18 protein-coding genes are annotated in these 15,019 nt (G+C 70.9%); 11 read left to right on the forward strand and 7 right to left on the reverse strand.

Translation table 11 applies throughout. The annotated features are described in order from the left end of the window. Window positions 1-3 precede the first annotated feature (3 nt). Entirely contained in the window at window positions 4-972 is a 969-nt protein-coding gene (locus BSB02_RS05095) for a 4-hydroxy-3-methylbut-2-enyl diphosphate reductase (protein ID WP_084957291.1), read from the reverse strand. Window positions 973-1,042: 70 nt separating this feature from the next. Here BSB02_RS05095 and BSB02_RS39350 point away from each other — a divergent pair, with 70 nt between their 5' ends. Both BSB02_RS39350 and xseA read left to right on the forward strand, forming a co-directional pair. Next, complete coding sequence (locus BSB02_RS39350; RefSeq protein ID WP_143590246.1) at window positions 1,043-1,909, forward strand: hypothetical protein; 867 nt, start codon at window positions 1,043-1,045, stop codon at window positions 1,907-1,909. Between the two features lie 112 nt (window positions 1,910-2,021). Next, a complete protein-coding gene (gene xseA, locus BSB02_RS05105) occupies window positions 2,022-3,257 on the forward strand; it encodes an exodeoxyribonuclease VII large subunit (RefSeq protein ID WP_420855831.1) in 1,236 nt (411 codons plus the stop codon). A 10-nt stretch (window positions 3,258-3,267) separates the two neighbouring features. Here xseA and BSB02_RS05110 read toward each other — a convergent pair whose 3' ends face one another. Then, entirely contained in the window at window positions 3,268-3,687 is a 420-nt protein-coding gene (locus BSB02_RS05110; RefSeq protein WP_084957295.1) for a VOC family protein, read from the reverse strand. Window positions 3,688-3,769: 82 nt separating this feature from the next. Here BSB02_RS05110 and BSB02_RS05115 point away from each other — a divergent pair, with 82 nt between their 5' ends. Beyond that, window positions 3,770-4,348 (forward strand): TetR/AcrR family transcriptional regulator, encoded by a 579-nt coding sequence (locus BSB02_RS05115; RefSeq protein WP_084957297.1) that lies wholly within the window; start codon window positions 3,770-3,772, stop codon window positions 4,346-4,348. On the opposite strand, the gene BSB02_RS05120 is transcribed toward BSB02_RS05115, so the two are convergent. Both BSB02_RS05120 and BSB02_RS05125 read right to left on the reverse strand, forming a co-directional pair. Beyond that, complete coding sequence (locus tag BSB02_RS05120; RefSeq protein ID WP_084957299.1) at window positions 4,345-4,860, reverse strand: DUF6542 domain-containing protein; 516 nt, start codon at window positions 4,858-4,860, stop codon at window positions 4,345-4,347. The genes BSB02_RS05115 and BSB02_RS05120 overlap by 4 nt on opposite strands. A 12-nt stretch (window positions 4,861-4,872) precedes the next feature. Further along, a complete protein-coding gene (locus tag BSB02_RS05125; protein WP_084957301.1) occupies window positions 4,873-6,108 on the reverse strand; it encodes a DNA recombination protein RmuC in 1,236 nt (411 codons plus the stop codon). A 98-nt stretch (window positions 6,109-6,206) separates the two neighbouring features. On the opposite strand from BSB02_RS05125, the gene BSB02_RS05130 reads away from it, so the two are divergent. The 3 genes from BSB02_RS05130 to BSB02_RS05140 all read left to right on the forward strand — a co-directional run bounded on the left by BSB02_RS05130 (window position 6,207) and on the right by BSB02_RS05140 (window position 9,001). Then, window positions 6,207-6,941, forward strand: coding sequence for a hypothetical protein (locus tag BSB02_RS05130; RefSeq protein ID WP_143590248.1), 735 nt, complete (start codon window positions 6,207-6,209; stop codon window positions 6,939-6,941). An 11-nt stretch (window positions 6,942-6,952) separates the two neighbouring features. After that, entirely contained in the window at window positions 6,953-8,029 is a 1,077-nt protein-coding gene (gene ychF / locus BSB02_RS05135) for a redox-regulated ATPase YchF (protein WP_084957306.1), read from the forward strand. 141 nt (window positions 8,030-8,170) lie between these two features. Beyond that, window positions 8,171-9,001 carry an SAM-dependent methyltransferase gene (locus BSB02_RS05140; RefSeq protein ID WP_084957308.1) on the forward strand — a complete coding sequence of 277 codons (831 nt, stop codon included), beginning with the start codon at window positions 8,171-8,173 and terminating at the stop codon, window positions 8,999-9,001. 279 nt (window positions 9,002-9,280) lie between these two features. Here the strand turns inward: BSB02_RS05140 and BSB02_RS05145 are convergent, their stop codons facing one another. Both BSB02_RS05145 and BSB02_RS41265 read right to left on the reverse strand, forming a co-directional pair. After that, window positions 9,281-9,502: a hypothetical protein gene (locus BSB02_RS05145; protein ID WP_084957310.1), complete on the reverse strand. Its 222-nt coding sequence runs from the start codon at window positions 9,500-9,502 to the stop codon at window positions 9,281-9,283. A 140-nt stretch (window positions 9,503-9,642) separates the two neighbouring features. After that, window positions 9,643-10,038, reverse strand: coding sequence for a hypothetical protein (locus BSB02_RS41265; RefSeq protein ID WP_206184512.1), 396 nt, complete (start codon window positions 10,036-10,038; stop codon window positions 9,643-9,645). A gap of 104 nt (window positions 10,039-10,142) precedes the next feature. On the opposite strand from BSB02_RS41265, the gene BSB02_RS05155 reads away from it, so the two are divergent. Then, the gene (locus tag BSB02_RS05155; protein WP_240506194.1) at window positions 10,143-10,907 is read left to right on the forward strand and encodes a GntR family transcriptional regulator; all 765 of its coding nucleotides are present in this window, start codon (window positions 10,143-10,145) and stop codon (window positions 10,905-10,907) included. A 208-nt stretch (window positions 10,908-11,115) separates the two neighbouring features. Here BSB02_RS05155 and tnpA read toward each other — a convergent pair whose 3' ends face one another. Continuing rightward, window positions 11,116-11,544 (reverse strand): IS200/IS605 family transposase, encoded by a 429-nt coding sequence (gene tnpA / locus BSB02_RS05160; protein WP_084957314.1) that lies wholly within the window; start codon window positions 11,542-11,544, stop codon window positions 11,116-11,118. Window positions 11,545-11,575: 31 nt separating this feature from the next. On the opposite strand from tnpA, the gene BSB02_RS05165 reads away from it, so the two are divergent. The 4 genes from BSB02_RS05165 to BSB02_RS05180 all read left to right on the forward strand — a co-directional run bounded on the left by BSB02_RS05165 (window position 11,576) and on the right by BSB02_RS05180 (window position 14,994). Beyond that, window positions 11,576-12,727, forward strand: a complete 1,152-nt coding sequence (locus tag BSB02_RS05165; RefSeq protein WP_084957316.1) for an RNA-guided endonuclease InsQ/TnpB family protein — start codon at window positions 11,576-11,578, stop codon at window positions 12,725-12,727. A 212-nt stretch (window positions 12,728-12,939) separates the two neighbouring features. Beyond that, entirely contained in the window at window positions 12,940-13,269 is a 330-nt protein-coding gene (locus BSB02_RS05170; protein WP_084957318.1) for a hypothetical protein, read from the forward strand. 387 nt (window positions 13,270-13,656) lie between these two features. Next, window positions 13,657-14,664, forward strand: coding sequence for a conjugal transfer protein (locus BSB02_RS05175; protein ID WP_084957320.1), 1,008 nt, complete (start codon window positions 13,657-13,659; stop codon window positions 14,662-14,664). A 72-nt stretch (window positions 14,665-14,736) separates the two neighbouring features. After that, complete coding sequence (locus BSB02_RS05180; protein WP_084957610.1) at window positions 14,737-14,994, forward strand: hypothetical protein; 258 nt, start codon at window positions 14,737-14,739, stop codon at window positions 14,992-14,994. Window positions 14,995-15,019: the final 25 nt, after the last annotated feature.

Below are 15,019 nucleotides of genomic sequence, written 5' to 3' on the forward strand. Positions count from 1 at the left end.
CGGTCAGGCCGAGCGCAGGTCCTTGCGCAGCTCGTGGGGGAGGGCGAAGCGCATGCTCTCCTGCACCGGCTCGACCTCCTCCACCTCACCGAAGCCGCGCTCGGCCAGATACGCCAGCACCTCCTCCACCAGCTCCTCCGGCACGGAGGCGCCGCTGGTGAGGCCCACGGTGGTCACGCCGTCGAGCCACTCGTCGCGGATGTAGGAGGCGTTGTCCACCAGGTAGGCCGCGTCGGCGCCGTAGTCCTTGGCCACCTCGACCAGGCGCTTGGAGTTGGAGGAGTTCTCGGAGCCGACCACGATGACCAGCTGGGAGCGGGCCGCGATCTCCTTGACCGCGGTCTGGCGGTTCTGCGTCGCGTAGCAGATGTCGTCACTCGGCGGGTCGATCAGCGTGGGGAAGCGCTGCTTGAGCCGCCTGACGGTCTCGGTGGTCTCGTCCACCGACAGCGTGGTCTGCGACAGCCACACCAGCTTGTCGGGGTTCCTCACCTGGATCTTGTCGACCGCGTCGAGCCCGTCGACCAGCTGGATGTGGTCGGGAGCCTCGCCGGAGGTGCCCTCGACCTCCTCGTGCCCCTCGTGCCCGATGAGCAGGATGTCGTAGTCCTGGCCGGCGAAGCGCCTGGCCTCGTTGTGGACCTTGGTGACCAGCGGGCACGTCGCGTCGATGGTGCGGAGCCCGCGCCGGGCGGCTTCGGCGTGGACGGCGGGGGAGACGCCGTGCGCGGAGAAGACGACGATCGCGCCCTCGGGGACCTCCTCGGTCTCCTCGACGAAGATCGCACCCTTGGCCTCGAGCGTCTTGACCACATGGGTGTTGTGCACGATCTGCTTGCGCACGTAGATCGGCGCGCCGTACTGCTCCAGGGCCTTCTCCACCGCCACCACGGCGCGGTCGACTCCGGCGCAGTACCCCCGAGGCTTGGCTAGGAGGACGCTTCTGGTGGTAGTGGGGGTCTGAGGCTCCATGTTTCCTATGCTACGTGGAGCCACACAGGCACCGCCTCGCGACCGCTCGGCGTGATCCCAGGGAGACGCCATGTCCCTCAGTGACGTGATACGCAACATCACCAAGACCATCACCGACAAGGACGAGCTGAAGAAGAAGGCCAAGGACCTTCCGCTCGTCGTCATCCAGTCCACGCTCAGCGCGGCCGGGCAGGCCCTGCTGTTCGCCGACCGGGTGAAGAACTCCATCAAGGGCCTGGCCGGCAAGGAGGAGGCCGAGGAGACCTCGCCGGCCGCGTCCGCCGAGGACAAGCCCGCCCGGCGCGAGCCCGTCATCTTCGCGCCGCGCCCCCCGGCGCCGGAGGCCGAGGCGAACGGCGAGGCCAAGACCCGCCCCGAGCCGGTCATCTTCGCCCCCAAGCCGAAGCCCGAGGCCGAGCCGGAGGCCGAGGTCAAGCCGGAAGCCGAGGTCAAGCCGGAGGCCGAGGTCAAGCCGGAGCCCGCCGACGTCAAGCCCGAGGCCGGCTCCGTCGCCGCCGAGCCCAAGACCACCGAGACCGAGGCGCGAACGGCCGCCGAGCCGCAGGTGCGGGCCAAACCCACGGTGGACGCGGGCACGGCCGAGCCGGCCCAGCAGGCCAAGCCCAAGCGCAGGACCGCCGGCCGTACCAAGGCGAAGGCCCAGGCCAAGCCCGAGGCGGCGGCGCAGGGCGAGGGAGCGCTGGCCGCGGCCGTCGAGGCCGAGCCGGTCGAGCAGCCCAAGCCGATCCCCACCGACCTGGTCGAGCCGATCCCCGGCTACAACGACCTCAGCGTCGCCTCGCTGCGGGCCAGGATGCGCGGCAAGTCCTCCGCCCAGCTGCGCGACATGCTCGCCTACGAGCAGGCCACGGTCGCCCGCCCCGAGGTGATCAGGATGTACGAGAACCGCCTGGCCAAGCTGGAAGGCGGCGAATAGTCGGACCGCGGCCGTAGGCTGCCGCCATGATCCGCCCACGCGCCACGGAGGAGCACCGGTGACGTCCAAGAGCAGCCCGGAGTCCCCCCTCCCCATCCGGACTGTCCTGCAGATGGTCGCCGGCTGGATCGGCAAGCTGGGCACGGTCTGGGTGGAGGGCCAGATCACCGAGCTGACCGCCCGCGGCGGCACGGTGTTCCTGACCCTGCGCGACCCGGTCGCCAACGTCTCGGCCAGGGTGACGGCGCCGCGCGGCGTCTACGAGGCCGCCGTGCCGCGCCCGGTCGACGGCGCGCGCGTGCTCATGCTGGTCAAGCCCGACTTCTGGGTCAACAGGGGCTCCTTCGCGTTCACCGCGCTGGAGATCCGCCCGGTCGGCATCGGCGACCTGCTGGCGAGGCTGGAGCGGCTGCGCCAGCTGCTGGCCGCCGAGGGGCTGTTCAACGCCGAGCGCAAGCGGCGCCTGCCGTTCCTGCCGGGGACCGTGGGCCTGATCTGCGGGCGCGACTCGGCGGCCGAGCGCGACGTGCTGGAGAACTCCCGGCGCAGGTGGCCGGCGGTGCGGTTCAAGGTCGAGCAGGTCGCGGTGCAGGGCCCGTACGCCGTGACCGAGGTCACCGAGGCCCTGCGGCGGCTCGACGCCGACGACTCGGTCGACGTCATCGTCATCGCCCGCGGCGGCGGCTCGCTGGAGGACCTGCTGCCCTTCTCCGACGAGTCGCTGGTGCGCGCGGTGGCGGCCTGCCGCACGCCGGTGGTCAGCGCGATCGGCCACGAGCAGGACACCCCGCTGCTCGACCTGGTGGCCGACGTGCGGGCCTCCACGCCCACCGACGCGGCCAAGAAGGTGGTGCCCGACGTCGGCGAGCAGCTGACGCTCATCCGGCAGCTGCGCGACCGCGGCCGCCGCGTGCTGGGCGGCTGGGTGGAGCGTGAGCTGGCCTGGCTGGCCTCGGTCCGCACCCGGCCCTCGCTCGCCGACCCGGTCCGCGACCTGGAGCGCCGGGCCGAGCAGGTCGACGCTCTGCGCGAGCGGGCTCGCCGCTGCCTGGGCGGCGGCCTGGACCGCGCCGAAGACTCCCTGACCCACCTGCGCGCCCGGCTGCTCGCCCTGTCGCCCGCCGCCACCCTCGAGCGGGGCTACGCCATCGTCCAGCGGCCTTCCGGCGAGGTCGTCCGGCAGGCCAAGAGCGTCGCCCCCGGCGAGTTGCTGACCGTACGGCTCACCGACGACCGGCTGACCGTGCGGGCCGAGCAGGCCGGGCCTGACGGCGCGGCCGGGACGGCGCAGCCCAAGCCCCGTGCCCGCAAGCCGCGGAAGGCCGCCGCGGACGGCGCCTCCTCGTGAGCGTCTTGGCTCAAGCCGGGGAGACGTACTGGTCGCGGTAGGCGCCGGCGGGCTCGATGGGCGTGATGACGTCGATCAGCACCCCGTTGGGGTCGGGCACGATGAAGTGCCGCTGCCCGAAGTCCTCGCTGCGCAGCTCCAGCTCGGGCCGCAGCCCCTCGCGGAGGACGAGCCGCTCCCACTCCGCGTCGACGTCCTCGACCTCGAAGTTCAGCAGCAGTCCCCGCGCGGGCTCCCGGTAGCCCTCGGGCAGCGTGGGATGGGTGTGGTCGAGCAGCGCCAGCTCGTACGCCGGCGGCCCCGGACGCCGCAGGCTCACGTACCAGTCCGCCTCGAAGGTGGTCTCGAAGCCCAGCAGCCGCGTGTAGAAGTCGTGCGACTCGCGCAGCCGCGAGGTGCACACGACGGGATAGAAGCTCGTCAACTCCATGGGAGGCCCTTTCGCATACCATCGGTATGCCAGTCACGCTATTCGCGTACCATCGGTATGTCAACGAGGAAGACAGGGGACGATGACCCGCGCCGAGCAACGAGAGCAGACCAGAAGGGCACTGATCCGCGAGGCCCGGCGGCTGTTCGCCACGCAGGGCTACGGCCGGGTCGGCCTGTCGGAGGTGGTCAAGGCGGCCGGGGTGACCAAGGGCGCGCTCTACCACCACTTCGCCGGCAAGGCCGAGCTGTTCCGCGCCGTCCTCCACGAGGTGATGCGGGAGGTGGCCGGGCGGGTGGCCGCCGCGGCCGAGGCGCACGACGATCCGTGGCGGCAGCTGACCGAGGGCTGCCGGGCCTTCCTCGCCGCCACCGCCGACCCCGAGGTGCAGCGGATCATGCTGCTGGACGGCCCGGCGGTCCTGGGGTGGAGCGAGTGGCGCGCGATGGACGAGGACACCTCGGCGCGCCACCTGGCCGAGGCGCTGGCCGGGCTCGTCGAGGCCGGTGACCTCGCGCGGCAGCCGGTCGAGCCGCTGACCCGGCTGCTGTCGGGCGCGATGAACGAGGCCGCGCTGTGGCTGGCCGCCTCTGGCAGGCCCGAGGACCTGGAGGACACGTGGTCGGCCCTGGCGCGGATGCTGGAGGGGCTGCGCCGCTAGGCGCCGTCGCGCGGCGTGCCGTACACCCGGGGCTCGAAGTAGCCCTCCGGCTCGGGGGCGAAGACCTGCTCGCGGCGCGGCCTGGGCACCTCGGCCGCCGAGCGCAGCTCCTCGCGCAGGTCGCGCACGTTGTCGCGGAGCCCGCGGCGCATGGCCACCGCCAGCACGGCGGCCGAGCCCGCGAAGAGCCAGGGCGCGCCGGCCGACAGCGCCGTGAACAGCCCCACCAGCAGCGACTGGCCGATCGACGGCGAGCCGAGCGCGGTGCCCAGCTCGACGACCAGCGTGCCGCAGAAGAACACCAGCGGCGGCGTGACCACGACGGTCAGCAGCTCGCGCGGGTTGACCAGCGCCACGCCCAGCACGCTGCCCGTGAGGAAGACGACCCCGACGAGGGACGGCCATCCCGTGAGGGCGGCCAGCACATACCCGAGGAAAGTGGACAGCAGGGCGAGCGCGATGGCGCCACGGGCGGTCAGCTTGATCGACGAACGCCTGCCGGACTGACTCACCGCTCCACCCCCTTACTGAGCCAACTTACCGTTCGCGTGGGAGATCAGAGTGGTGGTTTCCAGCAGTTCGGGAGAGGCGAGGGGCCTGGGCAGGTCGTCGAGGGTGGCCGGCTCCTCGAGGGCGCCGTCCACGACGCCCAGATCGTGCAGTTTGCGCGCCGTGACGAGGACCCGCGTCTCCAGCGACCCCACGGTCTTGTTGTAGGACTCCACCGCGCGGGTGAGGGCCTTGCCGAGCGCGTCGACGTTGCGTCCCAGCGACGACAGCCGCTCGTACAGCTCCTTGCCGAGCTCGAAGACCGCGCGGGCGTTCTCGCTGAGCGCGGCCTGCTGCCAGGCGTAGTGCGCCGTGCGCAGCATGCTGATGAGCGTGGTCGGCGTGGCGATGTGGACGCGCCGGGCCATGGCGTACTCCAGCAGCGAGGGGTCGCGCTCCAGGGCCGGGGCCAGGAACGCCTCGCCGGGGATGAACAGCACCACGAACTCCGGCGAGGGGTTGAAGCCCTGCCAGTAGGACTTGGCCGCCAGCCGGTCGACGTGCTCGCGCAGGTGGCGCGCGTGGGCGTCGAGCCGGGCCGAGGCGACGGCCTCGTCGTCGGCCGAGGCGGCCTCCAGGTAGGCGGCCAGGGAGACCTTGGAGTCGACGACGATGTTCTTGCCGCCCGCCAGCCGCACCACCATGTCGGGCCGCTGCCCGCCCTCGGTGACCTGCTCGTCGAAGTCGCAGTGGCGCTGCATGCCGGCGATCTCGGCGACCCGGCGCAGCTGCAGCTCGCCCCACCGGCCGCGGGCCTCGGGCCGCTGGAGGGCGCGCACCAGGGCGGTGGTCTGCGAGCGGAGCTGCTCGTTGCTCTGCCGTACCAGCTCCAGCTCGGCGCGGGCGGCGCGCTGGCCGGCCTGGGCCTCGCGCAGCTGGGCCTCCAGCCGCTCCAGCGCGGCGCGCAGCGGCTCGACCAGGTGCTCCACGGCCTGCTTGCGCTGCTCCAGCTCGCCGGAGGCCTCGGCGCGGGTGGCGGCCAGGCGCGTCTCGGCCAGCTCCAGGAAGCGCAGGTTGTTGACGTCGAGGGCCCGGGTGGACAGCGCCTGGAAGCGCTCGGCCAGCTGCTCCTCGACGTAGGCGAGCTTGTCGGCGGCGGCCTTGGCGCGGGCCCCGGCCTCGGCGATGCGAGCCGCCGAACGGGTCACGGCGACCAGGTAGCCGATGACGAGCCCGGCGGTCAGGCCGATGAGCAGGGAGACGACATCCACCCGATCGATGATTGCACCGCCGTCCCCACGGGGGTTCTTCCGACACGCCTTGCGCATTCCGCTTGTGCCGCCCCACTTGTGTCACTCACAGTACGCATATGGTTACGGGAGCGAAGCTCGTGGTGGCTGTGGCGGCGACGGTCGTGCTGGCCGCCGCGGTGGTCGCGGGGGTGGGGGCGATCATCGCGGGAGGCGTCGAGGAACAGCCGCCCGCGCCCGTTCCGCAGATGACCCAGCAGACGACCCAGCAGGCGACGTTGCGCTGGGCGGTGGGCGCCTGCGTGGACCGGACGGGCTCCCGGTACGAGCTCGTGGCCTGCGACGCGGGCGACGCCGAGGTGGTCGCCGTCGCCGGGGCGCCCTACCGGTGCCCCGCGGCGACCGACGAGCTGGCCGACATCGGGCTGGGCCGTACGGCATGCGTCCGCAACCGCCGCGCGCCGCACCCCGGGGAGCCGGGAGCGGGCGGCGGGGTGCTGCGCGCGGGGGACTGCCTCAGGCTGGACGGGCGCGAGGTGCCGTGCGCGGCCAAGGGCTGGTACGGCAGGGCCGCGGCCGTCACGGCGGGCGCGTGCCCGGCCAGGACGCGGGCGGTGTTCCGGTTCTCCTACGCCAACGTGTGCCTCGGACCGGCCGGCCGGGTGCCGCGCGAGGGCGCGTGCGTGGCCAGGCCGGACGGCGACCGCCTCGTCCGCGTGGGCTGCGGCTCGCCGCGCGCCTGGGCCAGGGTGACGGGCTTCGCCGGATCGGCCCGTCGCTGCCCGGAGGGGTCCGACCGCTACCTGCCCGGCGGCCACCGGTCCGTGACCTGCCTGCGCCTGGTGAACAAGTAGACTCGAACCCCGTGAGTCTGAGTATCGGCATCGTCGGCCTGCCCAACGTCGGCAAGAGCACCCTGTTCAACGCGCTGACCAAGAGCGGCCACGCGCTGGCGGCCAACTACCCGTTCGCCACCATCGAGCCCAACGTGGGCGTCGTCGGCGTGCCGGACTCGCGCCTGCACAAGCTCGCCGAGATGTTCGGCTCCGCCAAGATCATTCCGGCCAAGGTGGAGTTCGTCGACATCGCGGGGCTGGTGCGCGGCGCGTCGGAGGGCGCGGGCCGGGGCAACCAGTTCCTCGCCAACATCCGCAACACCGACGCGATCTGCCAGGTCATCCGGGTCTTCTCCGACCCCGACGTGACGCACGTCGACGGGGAGATCTCCCCCAAGCGCGACATCGAGACGATCAACACGGAGCTGGTCTACGCCGACCTGCAGACGGTGGAGAAGGCGCTGCCCCGCCTGCAGAAGGAGGCGCGCGTCAACAAGGACAAGAAGGCCGCGCTGGAGGCCGTCGAGGCGGCCAAGGCCGTCCTGGAGACCGGTAAGACGATCTTCGAGAGCGGCCTGGACGACGAGCCGCTGCGCGAGCTGCACCTGCTGACCGCCAAGCCGTTCCTGTACGTCTTCAACCTCGACGCCGACGAGCTGGCCGACGCCGCGCTGCGCGAGCAGCTGGCCGCCCTCGTGGCGCCCGCCGAGGCGGTGTTCCTGGACGCCAAGATCGAGTCGGAGCTGGTCGAGCTGACCGACGAGGAGGCGCTGGAGCTGCTGCAGTCCATCGGCCAGGAGGAGTCGGGGCTCTCCCAGCTGGCCCGGGTCGGCTTCGAGACGCTCGGCCTGCAGACGTACCTGACCGCCGGGCCCAAGGAGGCCAGGGCCTGGACCATCCGCAAGGGCGCCACGGCCCCCGAGGCCGCCGGGGTCATCCACTCCGACTTCCAGCGCGGCTTCATCAAGGCCGAGGTCGTCTCCTTCGACGACCTGGTCGAGGCCGGATCCCTCGCCGCCGCCCGGGCCGCGGGCAAGGCCAGGATCGAGGGCAAGGACTACGTCATGCGCGACGGCGACGTCGTCGAATTCCGCTTCAACGTTTAGGCGGCCCGCGTTCGGCCGCCCACACCGACGCCAGTAATGATCATATTGTCCGGCCGTCACGCGGGCCGCGGGTCATACTTGAGGGACCGGCGAGAAACCGATCTTGAGGACCCGCTCCTCCCAACCGCACAGGACGCCACGATGACGGACAACCCCGAGCAGTACCGGCAGTGGACCGCCTTAGGCATCGACATCACGGTGCCGCACTCGGCACGCATGTACGACTGGTGGCTGGGCGGCAAGGACAACTTCGAGCCCGACCGGGCGCTGGGTGAGGCATTCATGGCCGCGATCCCCAACATCCGCGCCATGGCCCGGGAGAACCGCCGCTTCCTCGGCCGCGCCGTCCGCCACCTGGTGGCCGAGGCCGGTATCCGGCAGTTCCTCGACATCGGCACCGGCATCCCCACCGAGGGCAACGTGCACGAGGTGGCCCAGGCCCTGGCCCCCGAGTGCAACGTGGTCTACGTGGACAACGACCCCATCGTGCTCGCCCACGCCCGCGCTCTGCTGGTCAGCCAGCGTCCCGGCTCGACCGCCTACATCCACGCCGACCTGCGCGACCCGCACGCGATCCTCGCCGACCCTGCTCTGACCAAGACCCTGGATCTCGGCAAGCCGGTCGCCTTGATGATGGTGGCCGTCTTGATGCTGCTGGACGATGACGAGGACCCGTGGGGCAAGGCCCGGGTGTTGATGGATGCGCTTCCCTCCGGCAGCTACCTGGCCTTGACCCACCCCGGCCAGGACTTCGACCCCGAGGCGATGGCCGCGATCAAGGAGCTGGCCGGGCGGGCCGGGCTGACCGTGGTACCGCGCGTCAAGGCCGACGTGGCGCGGTTCTTCGCCGACTGGGAGTTGATCGATCCCGGCGTCGTCCCGGTCAACGACTGGCGCCCCGGCTCCGAGACGGTCATGCTGTCCGACGAAGGGCCGGCCTACTACTGGGCGGGCATCGCGCGTAAGCCGTGACGCCGGATGCGGCGATCGGCGTGCGCGCGATGTGTAGCCTGATCGCAGGACTTGACCAGCCCCGATTGAGGCGCCGTAGGCGCTGGCCGTACGGCCAGGGGCACACGGAAGACCCCGGTCCTCCTCTGCGGAAGGCCGGGGGTCGCTTTTTCGTGTTCTGCTTCGGCATGTGGACGCGCCGGAGGGACGGCTGTCCGTGCCGCCGCGTTCGCACAGGCTTCTCGCCGCGCGGAGACACGGCAGCGAGCGTCTGGGAGCGCTGACCGCTGCCGCGCCGGCTCATGCGGCCCACCGCCGGGTGAGCCGCTCCCACACCTCCCGCACCTGCCGATACGGCAGCCCGCGCCCGCACTCCTCATAGCCGCGGCCCGTGGCGTGGCGCAGGATGATCGGCACTCCGCCGTCCATCGCCCACTCATACCGCCCGTACGGCGAGATCGCGGTGACCCGCAGCCGCACGCTGCGCGGGATGTGGGGCTCCCAGTGGATCGGGTGCTTCACCGGTCATCCTCCTGCCTTGACGGCGGCGGCACGGACGCACTGGAGGGATGGCTGTCCGTGCCGCCGCCCTCGCACGGCCCCACGTCCGTGCGGAGACGCGACGGCATGCGCCTGGGAAACGTCATCGCCGCCATGCCCGCTCACGGCCGCGCCGCCTCGGCGTCGGCCAGCATGGCGCGCTGCTCCTGCTCGACGATCAGCGCGCGCACGTCCGACCACGAATGGTCATCCACCGTGCGGTGCGCTCCCGCCTCCTCAGCCGCGCGGGAGAACGGCACGGTGCGGGTGGCCCACCAGCGGCCCCGGTCGGATTGCCAGAGCCGCCACAGCGGCGCCGGTCCCGTGGTCAGGCTGGTGACGACGCCGTCCCAGAATGCCTCCTCCGCCTCGGCGGCCGTCGCGTAGGCGCGGCCCTGCGAGACCCGGGCGTTGATGAGGATCACGGTGGGCTCCGGCTCGTCGATCAGGTACCAGTGATCGCCGCCCCATGCGTAGGTCAGCCGTGCCCGGTCGGCGGGATCGTGTGCGACGGTCATCGGGGCTCCGAAGGAATGTGTATGCGCTCGCCACAAGAGTGTATACGCACTTTGATGTGTGTGTACGCTCCTGTCAAGGAGTCCGCGCCGGAGGGGAGGTCTTTGTGACCGACAGGGATGATCCCGCCTACCTCCGGATCGCGGATCATCTCCGCGAGCAGATCGTCACCGGGGGGCTACCGCCCGGCACCCGCCTGCCCTCGCAGCGGGACCTGGCTGCCGAGCACGGCGTCTCCCAGATCGTCATCCGGGCGGCGCTGACGCTGCTGCGTACCGAAGGGTTGATCGAGTCCCGCCACGGGTCGGGCACCTACGTACGGCAGCGCCCGTCCGTGCGGCGCATCTCCATGGACCGCTACCGCGTCGACGCCGGCCCGCAGGACGAGCCGCGCACCAGCTTCACCTTCGACCAGGGCATCACGTGGAGCCAATACCGGCTGGACAAGGCCTACCGGTGGATCGAGGCTGACGAGCGGCTGGCGGGCCTGTTCGGCGTCGAGGTGGGCACGCGGGTACTGGAGCGGCGGTTTGTGTTCTACGCCAAGGGAGCGCCGTCGCAGATGTCACGGCCGTGCCTGCTGGCCGCCGACGTGGAGGGGACCCCGGTCGCCGACCCCCGCTATGAGCCGTGGCCGGGCGGCACCATCGCCCAGCTGCGTACCCTCGGCATCGAGGTAGATGAGATCGAGGAGGAGACCGCCGTGCGGATGCCCACCCCGGAGGAGGCAGCCACGCTGGGGATCGGCGGCGGCGTGCCGGTGTTCTCGATCACGCGGCTGATGCGGTCGCGCGGCCGGGTGGTCGAGGTGGCCGACCCGATCGTGATCCCGGGCGACCGCGCCGTGCGGGTGGACCGCATCACGCTTTAGGACCGCACGGCCGGTGTCTGGGACACGTGGTCCCGGCCGTACGGTCACCCTCGCCTGCCGGACCGCCTCACTGACGAGATCAGCGGGGGCGTTCTGCGGACAGGTGATTTCAGCCATGGGGCGCGTCTCCGGTGCGATCAACCGGATCTAGCCAGGAACCCCGGTCCTTCAGGGCCGGAGGAATGGCTTCCCTTCCTGCGCCCGAACGCTAGTCCGGGCGTTTCTGGTTTTTGATGTACTCCCGGATGATCTCCAGTGGTGCTCCGCCGCAGGACGCCGCGAAGTAGGACGGCGACCACAGATGCCCGTGCATGATCGCTCGGTTGATGCGGCCGGTGAACTCCTTGCGTAGGTAGTGCGCTGAGACGCCTTTGAGGCGGTTGACCAGAGTCGAGATCGGCAGCTTCGGCGGGTAGTGCACGAGCAGGTGCACGTGGTCGTCTTCGCCGTTGAACTCGCGCAGCTCCGCCCCCATACGGGCGCACACGTCCCGCATGACCTGTTCGCATCTGGTGAGCATGGCGTTGTCGAGGACGTCACCCCGATACCTGGTGACGAAGACAAGATGGACGTGAAGGTTGTGGACGACGCTACGACCTCGGCGGATACTGGGATCTGATGCCCATCGTGGCGACATAGACAAGATGGTACCGTGGTACAATCCTGGCATGAAGCTGGTGGTGCAGGTCAAGCTGCTTCCCGACGCCGCCACGGAGGCGGCGTTGCGGGAGACGCTTGCCCTGTGCAACCGGGCCGCCAACCACGCCTCCCGCCGCGCCTTCGCTACCGGCGCCAAGGGCAAGACCTCCGTGCAGCGGCTCGTCTACGGCGAGCTGAAGGCGATGGGATTGTCGGCACAACCGGCCATCCATACGGCCCGCAAGGTCGCCGGGGCCTACGCCACATTGAAGGCGAACCTGAAGGCCGGTCACTACGGCCCGGAGGGATCCAAGCGCCGGGCCAAGGCCGAGAAAACCCCGGCCCGGTTCCGCAAGGACGCCGCACAGCCGTTCGACGACCGGTGCCTGTCCTGGCAGCTCGACGCCCAAACCGTGTCGATCTGGACGGCACGCGGCCGGTCCGGCCGTATCCCGTTCGCCTGTTCGCCCGCTCAGCTTGAGATGCTGCGCGCCTACCGGCGGGGCGAGTCCGACCTGGTGTTCCGGGGTGGGGCCTGGTACCTGTACGCCACCTGCGAGGTCCCCGAGCCCGAGGTCTACGAGCCGGACGGCTTCCTCGGCGCGGATCTGGGCATCGCCAACATCGCCACCACCAGTGACGGCGTCCGCCACGCGGGCAGGCAGTTGAACCAGGTACGGCACCGCAACCGCCGCCTGCGCTCCCGCCTCCAGGCCAAGGGCACCAAAAGCGCCAAGCGCCTGCTACGCAAACTCTCCGGCCGGGAAGCCCGCTTCGCGGCCGATGTCAACCACCGCATAGCGAAAAGCATCGTGACCGAGGCGCAACGCACCTGTCGCGGGATCGCCCTGGAAGACCTGGGCGGTATCCGTGACAGGGTACGGCTCCGCAAGCCCCAGCGGGTCACCCTGCATTCGTGGAGCTTCCACCAGTTGGGGAGCTTTATCTCCTATAAGGCCCAACGCGCGGGCGTGCCGGTGGTGTACGTGGATGCGGCCTACACCTCCAAAGGGTGCTCGGCCTGCGGCCACATCTCGAAGAAGAACCGGCCCGACCAGGCCACCTTCGCCTGCACGTCGTGCGGCTTCGCTGAGCACGCCGACGTCAACGCAGCCCGCAACATCGCCGCGCGCGGTGTCGCGGGCTGGGCAGTGAGTCACGCTGCCGACGACGCGGCCTGACCCGTGCACCCCATGCACGGCGAGAAGCTGCAAGCTCGGCCCTTCAGGGCCGAGAAGCTGACCGTTTGACCATCTCGTCAACCTCCTGGGGCTCCCGGGCGTCGAATCGTCACGGTGCTAACGCATCCGTTCGCGCGCATCAGGAGGGCCGAGGAGGCGGACCCGGCGCTCGCCGGGGAGGCGGACTCGGCCCCACACACCCGGAGGGCCCCATGATCCGTCGCATCCTCGGCAAGCGCCGTCCCACGCTGGTGGGGATCAGCCTGGAGGAGGAGCTGGCGCTCCTCAGGGTCGAGCTCATGTACGGCCTGCGCGTGAACAGGGAGGCCTACCTCCGCCGCAAGGTGGAGGAGAGGGAGGAGCTCACCCGCAGGCTGCACGGGCGCGATCCGGCCGAGCTGCTCGCCGAGCTGCGAAGCTGCATGGAGCGCGTGGCGCCGCCCCGCCAGCCGGGCCGCCAGCCGGGCCGCCAGCCGGGTCGCGGCAAGGTCGTCGACCTGCGCGCCTGGCGGCACAACCACCAGGGGCCCGAGCCCGCCTGACCTCGCGGCGCGGGCGGCGGGTTCCGGGCGGCGGGTTCCGTACGGCTCCCGCGGCCGCCGCTCCTGCGACACTCCCGGGACGGCGCCGTCTTCCCCTCCGTCTTGCCGGCGTGTGACCAGGAACGCTTTGCGAGCCGTCCGGACAGGATTCCGTAACGCCGAAGTAATGGGCTGATCGGCATCTGTCCTGGTCGAATGCCAATTCCACGGCAATGTGCCAGGAACCCGGACTCCGATGAGTCATGCACACTCGGTTTGCTCCCGCACGGCGATGCCTGCAGCATGGGCGTGGCTTTCCTGGAAGAATTACCGCGACCGGTAATCTGACATCTTCAGACCGCGCCGATCAGCAGGCATGCCTGTCGAGAGGCGCGAGCGGAGGCGTTGATGGCTCGTAGGTCCACCGTCCAGGCCGATCCCCGGATCGCCGGCGACCTGGAGTCTTCGGCGCGCCCGGAAACCTCCGCGTTCGACGCGCGCAGGCCGCACCGCGGATGGCCGGGCTCCGGCGGGCGCTGGCTGGTGGCGACCGGGCGGGTGATTGTGTGGGCACTCATCCTGGTCGTCCTACTAAATGGCGTTATAGCGATAATTAGCCGGTTTAGGGAAGAAAGTGCCCCTTCGTCCGTTTCTCCGTCGGCGGGGGGCGTCACATTCCCGGCCGAGGAGGCCACCGCCTTCGCCGTTCAGTTCGCCAACCTCTATCTCGACCTGAACCCCGACGAGCTGGAGATCAGGGCCGCGCGGCTCAAGCCGTACCTTCCGCAGGACGCCGCCGACCAGTTCGGCTGGGACGGCTACGGCCGGATGCAGGCCGCCTACATCCAGCCCTACCGGGTCGAGCACCTGCCGAACGATCCCGACGACGTGGTCGTCACCGTGTCGTTCCAGTCGGCCAGCCGCCGGTTCCTGCTGTCCGTGCCGGTCCACTGGGACGGCAACACCGCCTCGCCGAAGTTCGTCGTGTCGGGACGGCCCGGGCTGCTGCCGGCGCCGGGGGCGGCCGAGATCCCCGTCCTGGCCCAGCCCGAGGTCGACGAGGTCGCCACCGCCGAGCTGAGGCCGCAGCTGGCCGAGTTCTTCACCGCCTACGCCTCGGGCGTGCAGCTCAACCGCTACCTCGCGACCGGGACGAGCCTGCCCAGCCTCGGCGGGGCGTTCACGTTCGTCGAGCTCAAGAGCGTCGTGGTGCCTGTGGGGGGTGCCACGCGATGGATCCAGGCCGTGGTGGTCTGGGGCGTGCCGTCGGGGTCGGCGCCGACGGCCCAGCCGACTCCGACCGAGCCGAGCGCCGCCCCGGGTCGCCTGGAGCAGGCCTACCGCCTCAACGTCGAGAAGCAGGGCGACAAGTGGTACGTCAAAGACATCCTCGGCGCCGGCCAGGCCGTTGGATAGGAGTGCGGTCGCCCTGCTGATCGGTACCCCCCGGGAGGACGAGAAGTGATCCTGAAAGCCATATTCCTCACCATGATCGAGCTGGCGACGCCGACTCCCGCCCCCACAGGCGTGAACACGGCGGGGCTGGCCGACTTCCTGCGCTCGTTCTTCGCCCCGCTCTTCCTCGTCATCGTCTCCGTGGTCGCGCTGTTCTTCCTCTTCACCCGTGAGATCACCAGATTCGTGCAGTTCCTCATCCTCGCCGTGGCCATCGGCGTGATCTTCTACGTGCCCAACGTGATCGAGGTGACCGCCAAGGCGATCGCGGGCGCGCTGGGCATCAAGTAAGCCCCCGGAGGACACCGGCGAGCGG

The sequence above is a fragment of the Thermoactinospora rubra genome (assembly GCF_002093975.1).
GTDB classification, from domain to species: domain Bacteria; phylum Actinomycetota; class Actinomycetes; order Streptosporangiales; family Streptosporangiaceae; genus Nonomuraea; species Nonomuraea rubra_A.